Origin of the sequence: Amycolatopsis sp. cg13, assembly GCF_041346965.1 — a bacterium.
Taxonomy (GTDB): domain Bacteria; phylum Actinomycetota; class Actinomycetes; order Mycobacteriales; family Pseudonocardiaceae; genus Amycolatopsis.
The window spans coordinates 8,199,235-8,219,767 of the sequence record NZ_CP166848.1; the positions used below are offsets into that span (position 1 = coordinate 8,199,235).

The 20,533-nt window shown below is 67.7% G+C and carries 21 protein-coding genes; 11 read left to right on the plus strand and 10 right to left on the minus strand.

Annotated features, from left to right (window positions below; translation table 11 throughout):
* Positions 1-14: 14 nt before the first annotated feature.
* From AB5I40_RS38410 to AB5I40_RS38420, 3 genes are all read right to left on the minus strand, one after another.
* Complete coding sequence (locus tag AB5I40_RS38410) at positions 15-917, minus strand: Scr1 family TA system antitoxin-like transcriptional regulator (protein ID WP_370935062.1); 903 nt, start codon at positions 915-917, stop codon at positions 15-17.
* A gap of 149 nt (positions 918-1,066) precedes the next feature.
* A complete protein-coding gene (locus tag AB5I40_RS38415) occupies positions 1,067-2,272 on the minus strand; it encodes an IS110 family transposase (RefSeq protein ID WP_370935063.1) in 1,206 nt (401 codons plus the stop codon).
* A gap of 248 nt (positions 2,273-2,520) precedes the next feature.
* Positions 2,521-2,751 (minus strand): DUF397 domain-containing protein, encoded by a 231-nt coding sequence (locus tag AB5I40_RS38420; protein WP_354750633.1) that lies wholly within the window; start codon positions 2,749-2,751, stop codon positions 2,521-2,523.
* A gap of 946 nt (positions 2,752-3,697) precedes the next feature.
* On the opposite strand from AB5I40_RS38420, the gene AB5I40_RS38425 reads away from it, so the two are divergent.
* The 3 genes from AB5I40_RS38425 to AB5I40_RS38435 all read left to right on the plus strand — a co-directional run bounded on the left by AB5I40_RS38425 (position 3,698) and on the right by AB5I40_RS38435 (position 6,986).
* Positions 3,698-4,096 (plus strand): hypothetical protein, encoded by a 399-nt coding sequence (locus tag AB5I40_RS38425; RefSeq protein WP_370935064.1) that lies wholly within the window; start codon positions 3,698-3,700, stop codon positions 4,094-4,096.
* A gap of 174 nt (positions 4,097-4,270) precedes the next feature.
* Entirely contained in the window at positions 4,271-5,302 is a 1,032-nt protein-coding gene (gene add / locus AB5I40_RS38430) for an adenosine deaminase (protein WP_370935065.1), read from the plus strand.
* Positions 5,303-5,411: 109 nt separating this feature from the next.
* Positions 5,412-6,986, plus strand: coding sequence for a hypothetical protein (locus AB5I40_RS38435; protein WP_370935066.1), 1,575 nt, complete (start codon positions 5,412-5,414; stop codon positions 6,984-6,986).
* On the opposite strand, the gene AB5I40_RS38440 is transcribed toward AB5I40_RS38435, so the two are convergent.
* A complete protein-coding gene (locus tag AB5I40_RS38440; RefSeq protein ID WP_370935067.1) occupies positions 6,913-7,824 on the minus strand; it encodes a helix-turn-helix domain-containing protein in 912 nt (303 codons plus the stop codon). The two genes, AB5I40_RS38435 and AB5I40_RS38440, sit on opposite strands and share 74 nt — an antisense overlap.
* A 102-nt stretch (positions 7,825-7,926) precedes the next feature.
* Here AB5I40_RS38440 and AB5I40_RS38445 point away from each other — a divergent pair, with 102 nt between their 5' ends.
* On the plus strand, positions 7,927-8,832 hold the full coding sequence (locus AB5I40_RS38445) for an MBL fold metallo-hydrolase (RefSeq protein ID WP_370935068.1): 906 nt from the start codon (positions 7,927-7,929) through the stop codon (positions 8,830-8,832).
* 14 nt (positions 8,833-8,846) lie between these two features.
* Positions 8,847-10,166: a carboxylesterase/lipase family protein gene (locus AB5I40_RS38450; RefSeq protein ID WP_370940693.1), complete on the plus strand. Its 1,320-nt coding sequence runs from the start codon at positions 8,847-8,849 to the stop codon at positions 10,164-10,166.
* Positions 10,167-10,169: 3 nt separating this feature from the next.
* On the opposite strand, the gene AB5I40_RS38455 is transcribed toward AB5I40_RS38450, so the two are convergent.
* Entirely contained in the window at positions 10,170-10,940 is a 771-nt protein-coding gene (locus tag AB5I40_RS38455; RefSeq protein WP_370935069.1) for a helix-turn-helix domain-containing protein, read from the minus strand.
* A gap of 137 nt (positions 10,941-11,077) precedes the next feature.
* Between AB5I40_RS38455 and AB5I40_RS38460 the strand changes: the two genes are divergently transcribed.
* Complete coding sequence (locus AB5I40_RS38460; protein WP_370935070.1) at positions 11,078-11,668, plus strand: nuclear transport factor 2 family protein; 591 nt, start codon at positions 11,078-11,080, stop codon at positions 11,666-11,668.
* Positions 11,665-12,294 carry an O-methyltransferase gene (locus AB5I40_RS38465; protein ID WP_370935071.1) on the plus strand — a complete coding sequence of 210 codons (630 nt, stop codon included), beginning with the start codon at positions 11,665-11,667 and terminating at the stop codon, positions 12,292-12,294. Before AB5I40_RS38460 ends, AB5I40_RS38465 begins: the two co-directional genes overlap by 4 nt.
* Here AB5I40_RS38465 and AB5I40_RS38470 read toward each other — a convergent pair.
* Positions 12,291-12,872: a hypothetical protein gene (locus AB5I40_RS38470; protein ID WP_370935072.1), complete on the minus strand. Its 582-nt coding sequence runs from the start codon at positions 12,870-12,872 to the stop codon at positions 12,291-12,293. The genes AB5I40_RS38465 and AB5I40_RS38470 overlap by 4 nt on opposite strands.
* A 167-nt stretch (positions 12,873-13,039) precedes the next feature.
* Here AB5I40_RS38470 and AB5I40_RS38475 point away from each other — a divergent pair, with 167 nt between their 5' ends.
* The gene (locus AB5I40_RS38475; RefSeq protein WP_370935073.1) at positions 13,040-14,284 is read left to right on the plus strand and encodes an MFS transporter; all 1,245 of its coding nucleotides are present in this window, start codon (positions 13,040-13,042) and stop codon (positions 14,282-14,284) included.
* A complete protein-coding gene (locus AB5I40_RS38480; RefSeq protein ID WP_370935074.1) occupies positions 14,281-15,069 on the plus strand; it encodes a hypothetical protein in 789 nt (262 codons plus the stop codon). Before AB5I40_RS38475 ends, AB5I40_RS38480 begins: the two co-directional genes overlap by 4 nt.
* 18 nt (positions 15,070-15,087) lie before the next feature.
* Here AB5I40_RS38480 and AB5I40_RS38485 read toward each other — a convergent pair whose 3' ends face one another.
* On the minus strand, positions 15,088-15,480 hold the full coding sequence (locus AB5I40_RS38485) for a PaaI family thioesterase (protein WP_370935075.1): 393 nt from the start codon (positions 15,478-15,480) through the stop codon (positions 15,088-15,090).
* Between the two features lie 31 nt (positions 15,481-15,511).
* Here AB5I40_RS38485 and AB5I40_RS38490 point away from each other — a divergent pair, with 31 nt between their 5' ends.
* Both AB5I40_RS38490 and AB5I40_RS38495 read left to right on the plus strand, forming a co-directional pair.
* Positions 15,512-16,093 (plus strand): TetR/AcrR family transcriptional regulator, encoded by a 582-nt coding sequence (locus AB5I40_RS38490; RefSeq protein ID WP_370935076.1) that lies wholly within the window; start codon positions 15,512-15,514, stop codon positions 16,091-16,093.
* Positions 16,094-16,185: 92 nt separating this feature from the next.
* Positions 16,186-17,118 carry a TIR domain-containing protein gene (locus tag AB5I40_RS38495; RefSeq protein ID WP_370935077.1) on the plus strand — a complete coding sequence of 311 codons (933 nt, stop codon included), beginning with the start codon at positions 16,186-16,188 and terminating at the stop codon, positions 17,116-17,118.
* 43 nt (positions 17,119-17,161) lie between these two features.
* Here the strand turns inward: AB5I40_RS38495 and AB5I40_RS38500 are convergent, their stop codons facing one another.
* The 3 genes from AB5I40_RS38500 to AB5I40_RS38510 all read right to left on the minus strand — a co-directional run bounded on the left by AB5I40_RS38500 (position 17,162) and on the right by AB5I40_RS38510 (position 20,529).
* Entirely contained in the window at positions 17,162-17,758 is a 597-nt protein-coding gene (locus AB5I40_RS38500) for a TetR/AcrR family transcriptional regulator (protein ID WP_370935078.1), read from the minus strand.
* 620 nt (positions 17,759-18,378) lie between these two features.
* Positions 18,379-19,404, minus strand: coding sequence for a LysR family transcriptional regulator (locus AB5I40_RS38505; protein ID WP_370935079.1), 1,026 nt, complete (start codon positions 19,402-19,404; stop codon positions 18,379-18,381).
* A 54-nt stretch (positions 19,405-19,458) separates the two neighbouring features.
* Positions 19,459-20,529, minus strand: coding sequence for a hypothetical protein (locus AB5I40_RS38510; protein WP_370935080.1), 1,071 nt, complete (start codon positions 20,527-20,529; stop codon positions 19,459-19,461).
* Between the last annotated feature and the right edge of the window lie 4 nt (positions 20,530-20,533).

Below are 20,533 nucleotides of genomic sequence, written 5' to 3' on the forward strand. Positions count from 1 at the left end.
TCGACGGCGCGGGATCAGCGTAGCCGGTCTCCGGGCCGCCGGACAGCGGGCGTACGGGTGCTGATCAGATCCGCTTCGGCTTCTTCGAGAAGAATTGCCGATTCCTCCGCCGAAAGGGCGACACTCGAAAGGGATTCCCACGATTGCAGATCGGTGTCGTAGGTTTCGGACTCGTTCATGAACGTCTGGACGCCATTCGACGTTTCGGCGAAGGAACGGTCGAGCTTGTTGTTGGCGAACTGCAAAATCGTGAAATCGGGGCCGACGTGCAACGGGCCTTTGTCGAACGGCACGAACCGGATCGTCGCACCGGGATGGTTGCGGGCCAGGCCGAGCAGATGCCGGACCTGGCCGAGCGCGACGTACGGGTTGTCCGTGCGCGCCCGTGTCAGCCGGTGGACCGCGCTTTCGCTGAGAATGAACTTGTACGTCCGCTCCGGGTAGTCGTCGAGGAGTTTGGCCCGCAGCTTGCGTTCGTGCACCGCGTCCGTCACGTCGGTGCGGCCGTAGGCCTGGAACTGCTCCATCATGTAGTCCTCGGTCTGGAGCATTCCGCTGATGCGCTCGCCGGTCCATTTCAGGACGATCGCGGCCTCCTGCTCGGCCTCGAACACCGGATGGAACCAGGCCGGGCTGGCCGCGAGGCGGCGGGCGTTCCACACCCGGTCGGCGCGGGAGGCCTGGTTGTACTGCCGCATCGTCGCCGCCTCGGCGGGCGCGACCTCGAGGATGTCGATCCATTTGTCGAGCAGGTGCGGGTGGACGCGGGTCCGGCCGCGCTCCATCTTGCTGATGTTCGGCTGCGTGTAGCCGAGGGCGTCGCCGAGTTCGCCCTGGGTCAGCCCGCGTTCGACGCGGGCGGCGACGAGAAGTTTGCCCAGTTCGACAAGCTGGGCCTCGACGGAAAGCCGGCTCACGAGGCGCGAGCCGTCCGATCGGGGAAGGGGGCGATACCGTTGCCGGGCACGAAAGCATAGTAGTCCTAGCATTCCTCCCGGCCAAGACGGGCGGAGCCCGTGCGGTCGTCCGGGACGTGTTTCGGGCGGGGGGTGTCCCTATGTGGTTGTCAAGCCGCAGCGGGCTGGTCGGCGGGTTCGGGGTGGCGGTAGTGGGTGCCGTTGCGGAGCATGGCGTAGAGGACGTCGCAGCGTCGTCGTGCGAGGCAGATCAGCGCAGCGTTGTGTTTCTTGCCTTCCGCTCTCTTTCTGTCGTGGTAGGCCCTGCTGGTCGGGTCGGACAGGGCGGCAAACGCAGCCAGGAAGAACGCTCGCTTGAGTTTGCGGTTGCCGGTGCGGGCAGGGTGTTCGCCCTTGATCGAGGACCCGGAGCTGCGGGTGACCGGTGCGATGCCCGCGTAGGCCGCGAGGTGTGCGGAGCTGGCGAAGCTGGAGGCGTCGCCGATTTCGAGCAGGATGCGGGCTGCGGTCCTGACGCCGATGCCGGGCATCGATGTCAGGACCCCGGCAAGAGGGTGCGCATCGAGTATCTCCTCGACCTGCTCGGCGACTTGTTTGCGTTGCTGGAGAACGGTTTTCAGGCTGTCGGCCAGTCTGGGCAGGACCGTGTCGGCGGCTGCGGTGCCAGGGACTGTGACGGTCTGCTCGTCCAGCGCGGTCGTGATCGACTCGACCAGCCGTTCGCCCATGCGGGGCGCGTGGGCCTTCGCGATCGCGGTCAGCTTGCGGCGTCCGGCCTTGGCGATTCCGGCAGGGCCGCCGCAGCGGGACAGGATTTCCAGCACCGCCGGATGGCTGATCCGAGGGCCGATGGCGCGTTCGAGAGCGGGGTGGATGCCGGTGAGCAGGCCGCGGATGCGGTTGCCGATCCGGGTGGCTTCGCCGGCGAGGTCGTCGTCGAAGCCGATCAGCACGTCCAGTTCGGCCAGCGCGTCGTCGCCGACGTCGACCGGGCGCAAGGTGTGCGGCAGGGAGCGGGCGGCGTCGGCGATGACGAACGCGTCCCGCGCATCGGTCTTCGCGCGTCCGGGATAGAGGTCGGCGATGCGGCGCATCGCCAGGCCGGGCAGATAGGCCACCTGGTGACCCGCGGCGCGGGCGACCGCGACCGGCAATGCCCCGATCGTCGCGGGCTGATCGACCACGACCAGCAGCGGCCCGTGGACGGCGAGCGTGTCGAACAGCGCCCGCAGCTTGGGTTCGCTGTTGGGCAGCGGCCCGTCGTGCAACCGCTCGCCCTCGGTGGTCAATCCGACCGCGTGATGGGCGTCCTTGCCGACGTCCAGGCCGAGGAACACCCCGAAACTTCTGCTCATCACCAAGTCTTTCGCCGAGTCCCGGGTGGTCGCCGGTCAGGCATCGAGCGCCGGCACCCACGCCTGCGACGAGACCTGCCTTTCCGGCGGCCGTGTCCCTATCAGCGGTCGGTCGATGCCACCAGACCCGGTGACACCACCCCCCGGATCATGCCTGCGACAGGGGACAAAGTCATGCCGAGCCTGGCGACCACAGCTCCTTGATCAGGAACCACGAAAAAGGTAACGGGGACCGGGATGATGATCTGTCAGCGGTCGAACTGCCCCTCGCGCAGTGCTCCGGCGAAGGCCTCCCATTCCTGATTGTCGAAGACGAGCGCGGGGGAACGGCCGATCTTGGAATCCCGTACCGCGACAAGATCGGGATCGCTCAAATTCACTTCGACGCAGTCCCCGCCGTTGCCGCCGCACGCCGAAGGCCGCTGCCAGGCGGTGGCGTCGAGCGAAGAACTCACGGTGTCCGGATCGTAAGAACTCATGGTTTCTTCCTTGTCAAGCCGTTGTCTTTCGCTGGCATATTCAACTCAGGATCGAGGATGGAATATGCCGAAGCAAGGCGCGGACTTGCACAATCCCGAAATGGGCCGATAGGTTCACCTGTTTGGCGTCGGGCCGGTTTTCTCGCGGTGATCGAGGGGATGCGGGCTCCGTCCTGTTCATGGCCGGGATTTGTCCAGTGCGGCAGCGTTATTGGCTGATCGGCAGCATTCCGGCGAGCCGGATCCGGGGTCGCTGGAAGCCGTGGCGGCAAGGCAGGTAAGAATATTCTGGCTCAGCCTGGAAGGCATGCATATTCCAGTCGGCAGATGCCTTCCGGTGAGCGATGAGCGGGGGACTTCGCGTCGGGTTGGCTGAATGCCAATGTTGGCCCAGCGGTCCGGTTTCCGCGAGAAAATCACTGGTCAGGACTCTCGGTCGCGTCCGGCTGCTCCGCGGTGGCAGTTCTTCTTGATCCTTTCTCGTCAATCGATGCTACCACTCTTGTGAGTGATGAAAAGCGGTTCCCGATGCGCTACTAGTCGCCGCTGGCATCGAGGTTTCCGGGCGTTTTTGTCCCGTGCCGATGCACGCGCGCGTGAAGGACGACGCGGACGTTTATCCAGGCGAGTGCAGGTCGGCGTCTGATTGGACGCGTGCGAACCGGAGTTCGGCCCGGCAGTTCGTTTTCACCGAAGTTCGCACAAGCGCTGGGCCGAACCGGTGGACTGATATTGCGCACGGTAGTTCGTCGTGTCTCTTTGCCGTTAATCGACCGCTGGGCGCCGCTCGGCGAGACGACCGTCAGTGGCTATCGAGGTCGGTGTGCGCTCGTGGCCAAGATGGGAACTATCGAACCGCGCGCCCGGGGAAACAGGTGTGGCCCCCTGCGGGAACAGGGGGCCACGGGATGTCTGAAACTCGCTGCTACGCAAAGGACCAGACGAAATGACTCTACCGCTGGGGAACACCGGCCCGCTAGACGACGACCGCGCCGGGCGGGTGGAACGCGTCGAATTCGGCGCGGCCGTCGCACCGGCCCGCGGCGGGCGGCGGATCGCCACCCGCGACGAGATGCTGGCCGCCGCGACGAAAGTCTTCGCCCGCAGAGGTCCGGGACGGCACCGCAAGCCGGTCGCGCGGGGCCGGTGGGTGTGCGCGGCGTCCGGTGCGCTGGCCTGGGTGACGCCCGGGTTGTGGGCTTGCCTGCAAGTGGCCTTCGCCGCGAGCGTGATCAGCGCGGTGGTGCTGCTGATCAGCCCGGTGGTCGGGTTCGCGGTGGCCGGGCTGGTGCTGATCTGCAGCACGGTGCTGTTCAACCAGGCGCGGCCGAGCCATCGCCGGTAACGGCTTGCTCTTGTCCGTTTCCGTTCCCTGCGGCTGGTCTCCGCTACAGTGGAGGCCGTGCCGGAGTTCCAGCTGCCGCTCTACGGAGCTGACCGCGACCGTGGCGACCTCGCTCCCTGAGTCGTCCCGTTTTCCTTTCTCCGTCACCTCATTCTGTTTTCAGGGAGCCTCCTCATGCTTGACCCGCGCGCGTTCGTTCATGCCCTGCCCAAGGTCGAACTGCATGTCCACCTCGTCGGATCCGCCAGCGTCGACACGGTTCTCGCGCTGGCGCGGCGGCATCCGGAAGCCGACGTGCCCACGGATCGTGCTGCGCTGGAACAGTTTTTCGCGTTCCGCGACTTCGACAATTTCCTCAAGGTCTACTGGGCGGTGCAGTCGATGCTGAAGGACCGCGACGACATCCGCACGCTCGTGATCGGGCTGGCCGCGGAACTCGCGCGCCAGAACGTCCGCTACGCCGAAGTGACTGTCACGCCGTACAACCATCTCCTCGACGGCCTGCCCGGCGACGAACTGCTCGCCGGGCTTGTCGACGGCCGTGCCGTCGCGAAGACCGAGCACGGCGTGGAATTGGCTTGGTGCTTCGACATTCCCGGAGAGAAGGGCGTCCGGGCCGGCCGGGAGACCGCGGTGTTCGCGCTGCGGGAACGTCCGGACGGACTGGTCAGCTTCGGCCTCGGCGGCCCGGAAATCGGCGTCGGCCGGGCACAATTCGAGCCGTTCTTCACCGCCGCGCGCGAAGCGGGTCTGCACAGTGTGCCGCACGCCGGGGAAACGAGCGGCCCGGCGACGATCTGGTCGGCCGTCCACGACCTCGGCGCGGAACGCATCGGCCACGGCACCAGTTGCGCGACGGACCCGGCGCTGCTGGCGTACCTCGCCGAACACCGCATCCCGCTCGAGGTGTGCCCGACGTCGAACGTCCGAACCCGCCAGGTCCCCTCGATCGCGGCGCATCCGGTGCGGCGGATGCTCGACCACGGACTCGTCGTCACGCTCAACACCGACGATCCGCCGATGTTCGGCGCGACGCTGGAAGGCGAGTACCTGGCGGTCGCGACGACCCTCGGTTTGCGGGCGGCTGAGGTGGCTGCGTTGGCGAGGAACGCGGTGGAGGCTTCGTTCCTGGGGGAGGCGGCGAAGGCGGAGTTGCTGGCTGAGATCGACTCGGTGACGCTGGAAGCTCACGCGGAGCCGAGCTAGCGAGTCACCGGAGAATCGGGTCGCTCACCACGACCTGCGCAGCGCGCCGAAGTGCCGGAAAATTCACCCGGTAAGGTGGCGATCGTTGTCCACAGCCAGGGAGCAGGGTATGACGGCTGTCCACGCCGACATCGATTCGACAGTGCCGGAAGAGGACCGCCGGAAGCGGGCTCTGCCGGTAGTGCTCGCGTCGCTCGGGCTCCTCGTCGTGTTCCTGATCGGCGCGTGGGCGGCCTGGTTCTTCACCATCGACGACGCGTTCATCAGCTTCCGCTACTCCGCGAATCTCGCGGACGGGCACGGTCCGGTGTGGAACCTGCGGGGGCAGCCGGTCGAGGGCTTCACGAACTTCGCCTGGGTCGTGTGGGGTGCGCTGGGCTCGGTGCTCGGCGTCGCGCTGCCGCTGTTCACGAAGCTGACCTCGCTGGTGCTCGGGCTCGTCACGCTGGCGATGCTCCTGCGCGAGGGACACCGCCGGGCCGGGATGCTGGGCCTGCTCGTCGGGGCCGGCGCGTACGTCGTGTTCCTCCCGACCTACTTCCACATCACCGGCGGCCTCGAAACCGCCGCGTTCGCCGCGGTGCTGCTGCGGGTCGTCGTGCTCGGGCTCCGGGTGCTCGACGGGACGCGGGTGCGCGCGTGGGAACCGCCTGCCCTGCTGGTGCTGCTCGGCATGATCCGCCCGGAGGGCGCGCTGGCCGCGCTGCCGGTCGTCCTGTGGTGGCTGGTGCGGCAGCGCGGCCGGGCGCAGTGGCTGTGGACGGCGGCCGCGGCGCTGGTCGGCGCGGGCTATTTCGGCTGGCGTTGGCAGTTCTACGGACAGCTGCTGCCCAACACCTTCTACGTGAAGTTCGGAAACCTCTCGCTCGGCTGGATCTGGACGAAGCACACGACGCTGGTCCTCCTGCCGTTGCTGCTGCTGACCCTCTCGCTGCTGTTCCGCCGGGCAACGCGCGCGGTTGGCGTACTACTGGTCGTCACTGTTGGTGTCACGTACGTGACGTATGCGGTCTCCGGCCCGACGATGGACTACCTAGACCGCTTCGCTGACCACGCAGTACCGGTGCTGTGCCTCGGCGCGGCGCTGGCCGTCGGGACGCTGGGCAGCCGCGTGGTCGGCTCGGCGCTGGGCGCGGTCGCCGTCGGCTGGTCCGCGTGGGCGGGCGCGACGGCACCGGACCTCGGCGCGATCACCAACTACGGACCGGACCTGCAGCGCGCGCACATCGCGATCGGCAAGGGCCTCGCGAAGGCGGAAGTCCCGGCCGCGAACCGCACCCTCGCGGTGACGGACGCGGGTGCCATCCCGTACTTCAGCGGCTGGGAATCGATCGACTACATCGGCCTCAACGACCGCGCGATCGCCCACGGAGCCAACCCGACCGACGTGGTCGCGAACGCTCGCCCGACGGTCGTCGTGGTGACCTCGGCGGTCCCGGAGCCGACGGAGGGCCGGTACGGCTTCGACCTGGCGCGCGGCACTGCCGGGTATGTGCGGGTCAATTCCGTGCAGCTGCGCGAGGGTTACTGGCAGGTGGTTTACGCGCTGCCGCAGTACGCGGGGACGGTGGGCTCGCACGTCCAGGAGGCGGTCACGGAGGCCGCGCCGGCTAATGATCCTGGGCAGCCGCAGGATACGGTCGAACGCTGGCTGAACCGGTTGCGTCGGCAGTTGCCGTTCTGATCGGCTCCGGAGCGCTGACCTGCTTCAGCAAAGTCAGCGCCTCCTCCGAAGCCGACCCGGCCGGAGTCGTGCACACGATCAGCACCTGCTCCGGCGACCGAGCCACCGACAACGTCTGCTGTGTCACGCTCACCCGCCCGACCAACGGATGCCGCAGTTCGTACGAGTCGGCGTCACAGGGTCCGACCCGGTGGTCTCGCCACAGTGAGACGAACTCCGGGCTCTTCATGGTCAGCTCGCCGATCAGTTCGGCCAGCAGCGGGTCGTCCGGGTGCTTTCCGACGGTGATGCGCAGGTTGCCGACCACCGCGCGGGCCTTGCGTTTCCAATCCACGTACAGCTCGCGGCAGTGCGGGTCCAGGAACAGCATCCGGCTCAGGTTGGGGCGTTGGGCCAGGTCCAGGTGCCCGGCCAGCAGGGCATGGCCGAGGGTGTTCCAGGCCAGGACATCGGTGCGGCGGCCGAGCACCAGCGCGGGAACGCTGTCGACTGCGCGCAGGAGATCGCGCGTTTCGTCGGCCAGCTTTTCCGGGCGTGGGCGGCGCGGTTGGGGAGTGCGGCGGGCTGCGTCGGCGAGACGGTCGAGGTGAGCGCGTTCGTGGATGTCCAGTTGCAGGGCCCGCGCGAGCGCGTCGAGTACTTCGGCTGACGCGCCTCGGGAGAGTCCCTGCTCCAGCCGCGTGTAGTACGAGACGCTGACCCCGGCCAGGTGCGCCAGCTCTTCCCGGCGCAGGCCAGCGACTCGGCGGCGCGGTCCGACGTCCGCCAGGCCGACGTCGGAGGGGCGCAGCCGGGCGCGTCGTGCGTGCAGGAAGTCGCCTAGCGGGCCAGCGGTCATGGATTCCACTATCCGCCGCGGGAGATCTCACTGCCACACCCTGCGCGGGGTAGGAAAACGCGGGAGTGGTCCGGGGTCGCTCACAAGCCCAGGCTCGGTCTCATGGACGAGATCATTCTGGGCGACGTCACGGTCACCCGCGTCAAGGAGTTCTCCGGGTCGGTCGAGATGCGCCCGGACCAGTTCTTCCCGGACAGCCCGGCGGGCTCGTGGGACGAGCATCGCGGCTGGCTGGCCCCCGATTTCTGGGATCCGGAGACCGGCGAATGCCAGTCGGCGATCCAGTCCTGGCTGCTGCGCAGCGAGGGCCGCACGATCCTCGTCGACACCGGCGTCGGCAACCACAAGGACCGGCCGTACGCGCCGGTGTGGAGCCGCCTCGACACCGGCTACCTCGACCGCCTCGCCGCCGCTGGTATCTCACCCGAGGACGTTGATGTCGTCGTCAACACCCACTTGCATATCGATCACGTCGGCTGGAATACCCGCCTCGACGGCCGCGCCTGGGTGCCGACCTTCCCGAACGCCACCTACCTGATGCCGTTGCGGGACTTCGAGTTCTGGGACCCGGCCAGCGAAAACGAGACTGTGCTCGGACGCGGGAACCAGAACGTTTTCGAGGACAGCGTCGCTCCGGTGCACCAGGCCGGTCAGGCTCGGCTGTGGGACGGGACGTACCGGATCGACAAGAATCTGCGGCTCGACCTCGCGCCGGGGCACACTCCCGGTTCGTCCGTCCTGACGCTGGACTCCGGCGGCGACCGGGCGCTGTTCGTCGGCGACCTCGTGCATACCCCGTTGCAGATCGCCGAGCCGGAGACCAACTCCTGTTTCTGCGAGGACCCGGCCGAGGCGCGGGCGACCCGGCGCGCGCTGCTCGGCCGGGCCGTCGAGGACAACGCGCTCCTGTTCCCGGCGCACTTCCCCGGTTCGGGCGCGGCGGAGGTCGAACGGGACGGGACGAAGTTCGCGATCAAGAAGTGGGCCGGGTTCTCCCGGATCTCCTGAAGGAAGTGATTCTTGTGTCTCAGCAGGACAATCCGGTCGTCGAGACCGGGGCGGGCGCGGTCCGCGGCCAACGCGGCGCGGCGGGCGAGCTCTACCGGGCCATCCCTTACGCGGCCGCTCCGATCGGTCCCGGCCGGTTCGCTCCGCCTGCCCCGCATCCGGGCTGGTCCGGACTCCGCGACGGGACCCAGCCGTCGCCGACCGCGCCGCAGCCCGTCCGCGACTTCGGCCGTCTCGACCTGACGCCCTACTTCGGGCCGGGATGGGTTCCTGGCGAGGAGTATCTGACGGTCGACGTTCGTACGCCAGCCGCGGACTCTGGTCACCGTCCAGTGATGGTTTTCGTGCACGGCGGCGGGTTCGTCACCGGGTCGACCCGCGCGGCGCTCTACGACGGCAGCGCCTTCGCCCGTGACGGCATCGTTCTCGTGACGGTGAACTACCGGCTCGGCATCCCGGGTTTCCTTGCCCTGGAAGGAGCACCGGACAATCGCGGGCTGCTCGACGTTGTCGCCGCGCTCCGCTGGGTGCGCGATTCGATCACCGCGTTCGGCGGGGATCCGGGGAATGTCACGGTGTTCGGGCAGTCTGCGGGAGCGACGCTCACCGGTGCGCTGCTCGCGACCCCGGAGGCCAACGGGTTGTTCCGGCGCGCGATTGTCCAAAGTGGAAGCGGCACTGGTGCGTTCACTCCGGAGCAGGCGCGACGGGTTGCGGCGGCTGCTGCCGCGGCGTTGGGTGTCGAACCGACTGCAGCGGCGTTCGCTGAGATCCCAGACGAGCGGTTCTTGGATATCTTGCCCGCGCTGGCCGGCCTGGATCTGCGGACCGCGACCGCGGCAGACCCCCTCGCTGGGCTCAGCCCGTTCAGCTTGGTCCTGCCGGTGCAGCCTGCCGACAGCCTGGTCGGCGACGTCGATCTGCTGATCGGCACGAATACCGAGGAGGGACGGCTTTACCTGGTACCGCAGGGAAAATCGGACGACGCCGCCGATCAGTTGGGTGAGCTGTTGTTCGGAGCTGGCACCACTCGCATGGCACGAGCGCACGCTGAGATCTCACCTGGCCGCACTTACGTCTATTCGTTCGGGTATCGCTCCACTGCTCTGGACGGTCGGCTCGGCGCCGCGCACACCGTCGAGCTGCCGTTCGTCTTCGACCTCGCCGATAAACCCTGGCTGCACGGCGACACCGGCCTGCTCGGTCCGGACGCCGCTCCGGCTGGTCTCGCGGCGGAGGTGCATGCCGCCTGGGTGGCGTTCGCGCGGGAAGGCAAGCCGGGCTGGGCGGCGTATGACCCGCAACAACCTGAGACGCACCGCTTCGGAGGCTGAAACTCACCGCGCCGCGCGAAGCTCGGCCTGATAACTCCCCGGAGTCTGGCCGAGGATCGCGGCGAAGGTCTCGATGAAGCTGGTCGGGTTGGCCCATCCGCATCGCAGCGCCGTGTCGGTGACCGAGCGGCCCTGCCCGAGATGGACCAGCGCGTGCTGGACGCGCAGTTGCGACCGCCACTGCGAGAAGCTCATCCCCAGCTCGCCGCGGAACAACCGGCTCAGCGTCCGCTCGCTGGCCCCCACGGTCCGGCCGAGTTCGCCGAGAGTGGCGGACTCGGCCGGGTTCCCGCGCAGGAGATCGGTGACCGCGCGGAGCCGGTCGTCGGCTGGTTCGGGCAGGTACATCGACTGCTCGGGGAGTTCGGTCAGCTCGTCGACCAGCACCCGGAGCAGCCGGTCGCCGACGTCCGGGCGCAGCGTCGCGCCGCCGGTCAGTTTCAAGACGGCGGCTCGCAGCAGCCCGGACACGGTGAACACCGTCGGTGTGGAGGGGAGCGCGGAGCACAGCTCGGCGGGCACTTCGAGGATGCTGAGCTCGGTCTCGCCGTAGGCGCGGTGGCCGTGCTCGAAGTGGGGCGGCGTCCATGAGATGCGATCAGCGGGTGCCACCCAGGTGCCCCGTTCGGTGGTTGTGGCCAGCAGTCCGCTTGCCGCGTACAGCAGCTGTCCCCGCACATGCTGATGCGCGGCGACCCCTTCCCCGTGGGCCAGCGACCAGCGGCCCTGGATGGGATCGTCGCCCGACCAGCAGAGGTGGCGGCGGTTCGGCATCGGTTCGCATGATACCGGAAAACGGCCCGCTGGTGATCTTGGCGGGATACCGGTATCCGCTGTCCGGCAGGCGGTGGCGGCGCGCCCTGCCGCCGGGCGATGCTGGCTGGACGAGTCTAGTGCCTGGGAGATTCCTTGTGACGGAAGAAATCCGCGCCGCCGACCGGCAGGCGATCACCGACTTGATGACCGGCTGGATCCATCGCGACCGGGAGCACTGGGACGCCTTGGCGAACCTGTTCCACGACGACGCGACCCTGACGATCCTGTGGTTTTCCGGTCCGGCCAAGGACTTCGTCGACGGATCGCGCCGGATGAGCGGCGGCGCGTTGCGCAGCAAGCACTTCATCGGTTCGCCGGTCATCGAGGCGGTCGGCGATCGCGCCTTCGTGGAGACCAACGCGATGCTCGTCTCCGACCACCTCGAATGGGGGCTGGGCGTGACTGTCCACAATAGATTCCTTGACCGGGTCGAGCGTCGCGACGGAGTCTGGCGCATCACGCGCCGCGATTCCGTCTACGACATGGGAGGCTTCACTTATCCGTACGGATCTCGACCGGCCGACGACCTCGATCCGCGACGCCATCCACGCGAGTACGCCGCGTTGGCATATCTGCTGGAGCACAGCGGCCATCAGGTGCCCGACACCTGCCCCACCCGCTTCAGCAAGCGCGAACAAGAGATCCTCGAAGAAGGCCAGGCCTGGTTGACGGGAGTTTCCGCATGACGCACAGCCCGCTCCGCGATCCGATCGTCAATGCCGTCATCGACAAGCTCGTTGCCGCACGGCAATATCCGGCTGACGACCCGCGCTCCGGCCTCGAACGTGATCCGCACGAATACGGCGAATACGGCTTCTCGGTCTCTCCGGAACAAGGGGATCTGATCTATCTGCTGTGCCGGGGAATCCGCGCCACCCGGACCGTCGAATTCGCCACCTCGGTCGGCATGTCGACGCTCTACGCCGCGGCCGCGGTGCGGGACAACGGGGGAGGCACGGTGATCGGCGCGGAGCTGGTCCCGGCCAAAATCGCTGCCGCGCGGCACAATCTCGCCGAGGCCGGGCTCGCCGCCTACGCCGAAATCCGCGAAGGCGACGCACGGGTCACATTGCGCGATCTCGGCGGTGAGGTCGACTTCGCCTTGATCGACGGGTGGCTGGGCGCTGAACCGTCGCTCGCCCGCGAGGTCATCGAGTTCGTGGCGCCGCAAATCCGGATCGGCGGCTATGTCATGAACGACAACGCCGAACCCGATTTCCTGGAGTACGTCCGCGATCCGGCCAACGGTTTCGTGTCGGTCTCGCTGCCGCTGCACGGCGGAACCGAACTGTGCGTCAAGGTCGGACGTTAATCGCCCTGCTCCACCGGACTGATCTCCAACGGCGCGGCGCTCCCGCCGGTGAGCTGCTGCCGCTGCAGGGTGACGGCGTGGTCGAGCTGCCGCGCCAGATGCGGGACGTTCGCCGAGGTCAGGTACGTCTCCGCGCCGGCGTCGAGCAGCCGCCGGACCGGCCCGTGATAGCTGACGCCGAGCTCCGCGTCCTCGACCTCGGCGAGGACGACCCGGGCCTTCGGGAACTTCGCCCGGAGCCCCCCGATCAGCTGCGGGCTGACCGGCGGCACGAGCAGGACGTCCGCGGTGGCCGGCGCCGAGTGCAGGTCCAGCACGAGGTAGTCCGAGCCGAGTTCGGCGGACAGCGACATCCGGGCCGAGGCGGACAGCTTCATCGCGGTGGCGACCACCGTGACGTCGTCGTAGTCCGTCCGCGGAGTTTCGGGCCGGGCGCCAGCGCTGGAGATCGTCGCGACCGCTTCGCCGTCCCTGGCGAGGACCAGGTTTTCGCCGGGTCTCAGTGTGTCGATGAGGGCCACGAGGTCTTCGGGCAGAAGGTTGACGTCGATCTGCCGCGTGGCGCGCTCGCCGGTCATGACTCGCCCAAATCCGGCCGGAAGTCAACAGCGGGCACAGGCTGTGGCGTCGTCATGGAACTCGATCATCCCACAAACGCGGCACCGCTGTCGGGTCTTTCGCGAAGCCACGGGTGATGGCGGTTTCTCGCCAGCGTTACCCGCCCTGCTCTTCCTACGCTCGGCCGGTGCATTCAGATATCACTCCGCGCCTTCACGGCTCGGTCGTCGGATTCATCTCGCTCGCCGCCGCACTAGGCACCGCGGCCATCTACCCCTTGCAGCCCGCGATCGCCGAGGTCGCCGGCGGACTCAGCACGTCGCTCGGCGCGGTCGGTGTCGCGCTCGCCTGCGGGCCGGTCGGGTACCTGTGCGGACTCGCGTTGCTGGTGCCGCTCGTCGACCAGTTCCCGCCGCGCTACGTCCTGTCCGCGCAGTTCGGCGCACTCGCCGTCGCGCTGGGGCTGAACGCGATCATCGGCCAGGTGTGGCTGCTCGGGCTGGTGCTCGGCGTGCTCGGCGCGGGTTCGTCGGTCGGCGCCGGGCTGAGTTCGGTGACTGCCCGGCTGGCGAGCCCGGACCGGCGCGCTACCGCGCTGGGGATCGTCACCGCTGGTATCTCAGCGGGGATTCTTGCCGGACGCATCGTCGGCGGCTGGCTGGCCGACCTGATCGGCTGGCGCGCGATGCTGGGCGTTTTCGCCGCCGGATGCGCGGTTGTCGCAGTGTCGGTACTGCTGGTGCTGCCCCCGGTGTCCGGGGCGAACAATCGGGGCTATCTTGCCACTTTGCGCTCGATTCCCGGGCTGTACCTGCGATACCCGGCGCTTCGGCTCGCGGCGGTCCGGGGCACGCTCTGGTTCTTCGCGTTCTGCGCGGTGTGGTCCGGAATCGCGGTCGCGCTGTCGAAGCCGCCCTTTTCGTATTCCGCCGAACGCATTGGTTTGTACGCTTTCGCTGGCATTTTGGGGATGCTCGCGACGCGAATCGCCGGTGCCTGGACCGATCGCGTGGGCGCGCGCCGGGTAATCCTTTGTGGACTGAGCCTCGCTGGCGTTGCAAGCGCGGCACTAGCCATAGCGTTGCCGAGCACGGTGTCGACGTTGGTCTGCCTGGCTCTGTTCGACGCGGGCCTTTTCGCCGCGCAGGTTGCGAACCAGAGCACGGTGCTGGCGATCGAGCCCAGCGCACCGGCGCGGTTCAACAGTGCGTACATGGTCGTCTATTTCGCCGGCGGAAGCCTCGGCACGGCCTTTGGCGCGACGGCGGCCGAGCGGATCGGCTGGCCGCTGACCGCGCTCGTCACCGCGGTGGTGATCGCGGCCGCGGCTGTCGTCACGCTGCTTGCCCGCGCCCAGAACGCGGAACTGGGAACGCGCGCGACGCGTCGGAGGACCGTATCCGCAGTGCGCGTCGAAAGGACCCATCGGTGAACGACGACTGGCCCGAGCAGGTCGACGGCTGGGAACTCGCCCGGCACGACCGGGTCGAGGCCTACCGCAAACGCTTGGCCAACAACGTCACGGTCACCGCGACCTGGGACGGCGGTCTCGGCGTTGGCCGGGTGGAGGCCTACGTCGAACCGGCGGGGATCGGGCGGACGTTGACCCAGAGCCGCAAAGACTTCCGCGACAAGGAAGCTTTCTGGACCGCGGCGCACTCCGTGGTCGAGATGGCCGCGAACCTGTCTTCGGTGAGCCAAGGACAGGAGAGTCCGGCCGAATTGGTGTTGTTCGGCGACGTCGCGGGGACCGTCGAGGCCGAACCGGGCAGCGCCGGAGTCCCGGAAGCGGAGCTGACGTTCACGCTGGTCGACGGACGCAGCGTGTGCCTGCGCATGTCCGACGAGCAGGCGTTCGACCTGTGCCGCCGCATCGATCGGCTCGAGGATCATGTGTGGTCGGAAGAACGGGAGGAGGGCGCCTCGGAGCCCCTTCCGGAAACCGGTGCCGAGGTGCCGGACACGACAGGGATCCAGTCGAGCCCGGACACCGGTCACGACGTGGTCGCTCTCCTGGACACGCGGTTCGGGATCGGCGAGGACCACCTGATGGCCCACGTCGACTGGTCGGCCGTGATCGTGGTCGGCGAACCCGCCGTGAGCTCGCTGATCGACCGGAGCGACGAGCTTGCCGCGGCAATGGGGCCGCGCTGGTATCCCACCGCCGTCGACCGGCCGGGGGAGCGGTGGGTCGTGCTGCGTCGCGCGGCTCGCTGACGGTCTAGTGGGCCGGGCTTAGGGGCGCAGGTAGGTCAGGGTGTGGTGGGAGACCTGCCGTCCGGTGTCGTCGGTGACCGTCGCGGTGCCGTAGATCGTCCGGCGTCCCGTCCGGGTCAAGGAGGATTCGCAGGTCAGGTCGGACCGCGCGGCGCCGAGGAACGCGGTGGTCATGTTGACCGTGACGGCTGGTTCGTCGGGTCCGATGACGGAGAGGATCGCGATCCAGCAGGTGACGTCGGCGAGCGTCATGGCGCAACCGCCCTGCAAAACGTTGCCCGGGCGGAAGAACTCCGGCCGGGCCGGCAGCGAGAGGGTCGCGACGCCTGAGTCGACTGCCTGCACCGTGAACCCCCACCACGGCCCGAACGGACTGCCGTCGATGATTTCCTGAGCCCGTACCGTGTCCACGCACAGAAACATAACATGATTAGGTAAGTGGATGCGGCGAACGAACGAGGAACGCTCCCGAACCACCCGTCACGACCTGGTCGAGGCCGCGCGGCGGCTGTTCGCCGAACAGGGGTACGCGGGCACTTCGCTGGCCCAGATCGCCGCCGCGGCCGGGATCACCACGGGCGCGGTCTATCACCACTGGGCGAACAAACAGGAGCTGTTCTACGCAGTGGTGGAGCAGGTGCACGCCGATCTGCACCGGGTGCTGCAGTCCCGATCCGGCGGCTCAGGAACCCCGCTCGACCGGATGAAGGCGTCCGGCTCGCTCTTCCTCCGCCGCTGCGCCGACCCGGCCGTGGGACGAATCCTCCTGGTCGACGGCCCGTCCGTGCTGGGCCAGGAAAGGTGGCGAAACCTGGACGAACAGTGGTGGCGCGAGCCGACCGTCGCGTTGCTGCGCGAGGCGGGCGGTTTCGGCGGCGGTGTCGAGGAGTTGGCGGTCGCTTTGCTCGGGTCGCTGACCGCGTTGGGACAGGAGATCGCGGGTGATCCTGGCCCGGCGCGGATTCGGCGGTGCCAGCAGGTGTATCGGACGTTGGTGGATGCGGTATCCGGTCGGGGGAACTGAGATCCGTACCCGTTGATCTCAGGAGACGATTTGCTGCCTCCCGCGTCGGTTGCTCGCTCGGCGCTGAAGTTCGTCGCGTAGAATACCCGACTATGGCCGAGGTTGATCATGAGTTCGACATCGCTGTTTCATTCAGTGGCAGACAGCGTGAATACGTCGAAAAGGTAGTCCGGGGCTGCCAAGCGCGTGGCGTCACAGTTTTCTATGATCAGGACGAAACTGTCCGCTTGTGGGCAACTGATCTGATACCTCAATTGCGACGAGTCTACGGCGGTGTTGCCGCACGGTATGTAGTGCCGTTTCTCTCGCGAGAGTACCTGGACGGTGCGTACCCGATGGACGAGTTCTCGGCGGCGATGAGAGCCGACGTCGAGCGCGGCGGCGGCTACATCCTTCCCGTCCTGATGGACGACGTAGTAGTTCCGCCGGAGATCCTGAACCCTGCGGTTGCCTACATTCGGGCAGACCCGCAAAGGCCTGAACTGCTCGCTGAGATCATCGCGGAGAAGGTCGGCGCTGCTCGGAGCCGGTGCCAGGAGCCTCGCGACGTCAGCCGGGTCGTCGAGGACGCCGTCGAAGTCAGGTTGCCGCGTATCGCCCCGAACAGCTTCAGCGCGCAAGCGACGCTCGACGCCGCGCTGAGCCGGGTAGGAGAACTGTTCACGCAAAAAGTTGGGGATCTGGACAGTTCCGGTGTCCATTGCAGCGTGCGCAAATCTGAGACTGCGGTCAAGGTACTTGTTGAAGAGCGTGGAAGGCCGGTTTGCGAACTGGTTCTTCGAGACGGTGGGGGCAGTTGGAGTGGTCAGCTCGTGTTGAGCTTTGCTTGGCCACGTGTCAGCGGTGACGCTGCCAACGGGTTCGTGACCGCAACGTGGGACGCGAGTACGGGTCAGGCGAAAGTTGAATTGAACGATTTTACTCTTTCCGGAATGGGAAATTCGTCGAAACCTCTGCTGACTTATGACGAGCTCTTTCTTCTTCTGTGGGAAAAGATCGTGAGTTTCATCGAACGGCGGGTCTGACCTGGCGGCCAGCCTCTTGGCGACCGCCTCGGGCAGCGTATCCCTACGAAGCTGCGAGAAGAAGCGCAGTCTGCACCGCTTCCTCAATGTGCGCGCTCACCGTCCCGCCGTGCTGCAACGCGTCCTCGGCCAGCTTTTCCAAGCCTCCGAACAGGATCAGCGCACGGACTCGCGACAGCGGAACCCCACCGGATTTCCGGAATTCGTCGCCGGCCGAGATGGCGCGGGCGACGTTGACGTAGGCGTCGTGGTTCAGGTCGGCGGTGATCGGGGCGTCGATCAGCGGCACGTCGCGGATGTAGCTCAGCATGACCGCGGGCCGGGCGTCGACGACGCCGGTCCAGGCCGTGACGAGCTGGCGGATTTGGGTCTGCCAGGGCGCGGTGCGGTCGATCGCGGCGGCGACCTGGGCGGATCCGGTTTCGGCCGCTTCCTCGAGCAGGGCGAGCAGGCAGGCTTCCTTGGAGTCGAAATGCTCGTAGAAGCCGCGGCGGGACGTGTGCGCCCGGCCGACGAGGTCGCCGATCGTGATCTTCGGGAAGCGTTTTTCCGCCAGCAGCGATTCCAGCGCGCCGGTGAAGCGGCTCCGGTAGGCGCCGGGGCGCTCGACGGGCGTTTCCGGCTCAGCAGCGCGTGACACCGCGCGGGTCCTTCCTGTCCGCGGTTATTCCGCGATTCTACCAGCCCGCACGCCGGGATATTGCGAAAACGGGGGTGCGCTATCCGGGAAATGTCCGGGTTAATAGGGGGCGGCATTCGGCGGCGCTGGTTGGTCCGGGCGGCAGCGACGGGCGCGACGCTCTGCCAGCGGCTGCGCCATCTCAGTGACATCACCGAAAGACGTTTGGCGGATTGCGGGTACGTTCGGTAGTGTTTTGTTTCAAGCGTCAGATTGGGGAGTCGAGCGCTAGGGGGATCATCAGGTGTTTTCACCGCTTTTCTTCGTGCCGTGCACGAGACGCGGCATGTCTGTGCCGAAGTAGTCATCACCGCAGGTCACCGAGGTCCACGGCGACTGTCGCGGAGCAGGCTGTTCGGGGAAATCAGAAAAAGAATGGCGAAATCAGGACAATGACGTCTGATTCTCTGAAGATCGCCAGGGTGGCTACCCGTATTGCAACCCCAACGCGTGATCATGGCCTGACGTACCGGGCATGATCACCACGACGCGGCGCCGGGCCAATGGCGTCCCGGCACCGCGTCTCCACCGCGGAAAGCGTGCGCCAGCGAGCCGTAGGACTGATCCAACGACGGAGTAAGTCACTGAAGCCGAAGCACCGCCTGCTCCACCGAAGCGCACCCCGGCTCGTCGATCGGCGGCAGGATGTCCGCCGGATCCGCGCACACCCCGCGGATCACGTCAGCCACCCGCAACAGCAACCCGAGCCGCGGATGGTGCGGCGGCCAAGCGATCCCGATTTCCCGGGGCGACACGATCTCGCTCAACGAGAACCGGGTAACCCCAGGATGACGTTGCCCGAGCGCCAGTTGCGGCACGATCGAATACCCGACATCCGCCGCGACCAGTGGTTCGACCACGTGGATCTTGTCGGTGTCGAAGACCCAGTTCGGCTCGATGCCCTGGCGGCGTAGCTCCGCCGCGACCTCCATCTGTTCGCTCGTCAGGCACACCATCGGCAGGCCGCGCAGGTCCGCCGGCCGGATTCGGGGGACTGACGCCAGTGGTGCGTTGCGGGGCGCGAGCAGGATGAACGGGTCGCTGAACAGTTCCAGGCCGTGTGCTTCCCCGCTTTGCAGGGGAAAGATGACGAACGCGATGTCGATTTCGCCGAAGCGCAGCAATTCCTGCAGGCGGACGTCGTCGTCGACCTCGATGGGTTTGACGCGGCACGGGATGTGCTGCGTGCGCATCGCGGCCAGCACCAGCGGCATCACCCGCACCGCGACGCTCGAGAACACGCCGATCCGGACGGTCGGTTCGCGGCCGTCTCGCATGTCCTGGATGTGCCTCGTCGCGGTGCGGAGGATGACCTGTACCTGTTCGGCGGCGTTGACCAGCGCGATTCCGGCGTCGGTGAGCCGCACCTGGCGTTGTCCGGACGTCCGGCGGACCAGCACGACGCCGAGCCGTCGTTCGATCGACGCGATGCGCTGGCTCACGGCGGGCTGGCTGCAGCCGAGCGCGACCGCGGCCGCCGCGAAGGAGCCCTCGTTGGCGACCGCGTACAGCGCTCTCAGCTGCAGCAGCGTGAGACGGCCGTTGTCGGACCAGATCGCGTCCAGCACAACCCGGCCGAGCCGGTTCCGTCGTTCCGCGCCGATCATGGGCTGGCCTCCTTGCCGGGTGGTACCGGGAAACTCAGGGTTCCCGCATCGGGCTCACCGGGTCCCTCCGGCGAGGCAGAACGCGGCGGCGAGGTCGATCGTGCTGGCCAGATCGGCCAGGTCCGCCACTTCGCCGGAGCTGTGCATGTGCCGGATGGGGATATTGATGACGCCGCACCGGATACCAGCGGCGACAGCTGCCATGGCATCGGCGTCGGAACCGCTTTCATCGCCGTATGCCTCGATGGTGTAAGGGATTCCGAGTTCTTTGGCCAGCCTGCGCAGGCTGCGCGCCATGGGTTCGTCGGTGACGGCGCCGCGGCCGATCGCCGGGCCGGAGCCGAGCCGGTGGTCGCCGGTTTTGTGTTCGATGCCGTCTTCCGGGATGTCGCTGGCGAAAGTGGTGTCGATCGCGAGCGCGAAATTCGGTTCCGTCGCGTAAACGGCGCCCATCGCGCCGTGGTAACTCGTTTCCTCGCGCACGCTGGCGACGACGGAGATCTCGGCGGTGACCGACGCCGCGGCCGCCGCGCGAGCCGCTTCGAGGACGGCCAGCGCGCCGAGCCGGTTGTCCAGCGCCGGTGCGGCGATCCGGCCGTTGAGCAGGTCGACCGGGGACGCGCCGAACACCACCGGGTCGCCGACGGTGATCACCGATTGCGCGTCGGCCCGGCTGGTCGCGCCGATGTCGATCCACAAATCGGCCATTTTGGGCGACGAATCCTCGTCGTTCAAATGCGGCGGGGAAGTGCCGATCACGCCCGGAATCCGGCCGTCTTCGGCGAGGACCACGACGTGCTGGCCGTACAGGATCGCGGCGTCCCAGCAGCCGATGCTCACCGCCCACAGCCGTCCGGCGTCGTCGATGTGGCTGACGCTCAGCCCGATCTCGTCGATGTGCCCGATCAGCGTGATCCGCGGCGTGCTGCCCGGGTTCAGCACCGCGTGCCCGCTGCCGAGCGGATCGACGTGCACGTCCGCGAATTCCCCCGCCAATTCGACCCAGGCGCGCACCGGTTCTTCCTCGTAGCCGGACGGCCCGCGCGCGGCGAGCAGCGGCAGGAGACGCCGGCGCAACGTGGCGGCGTCGGGCGCGTAGTGCGAGGAACCGTCGGGGTTCGGCATGCTG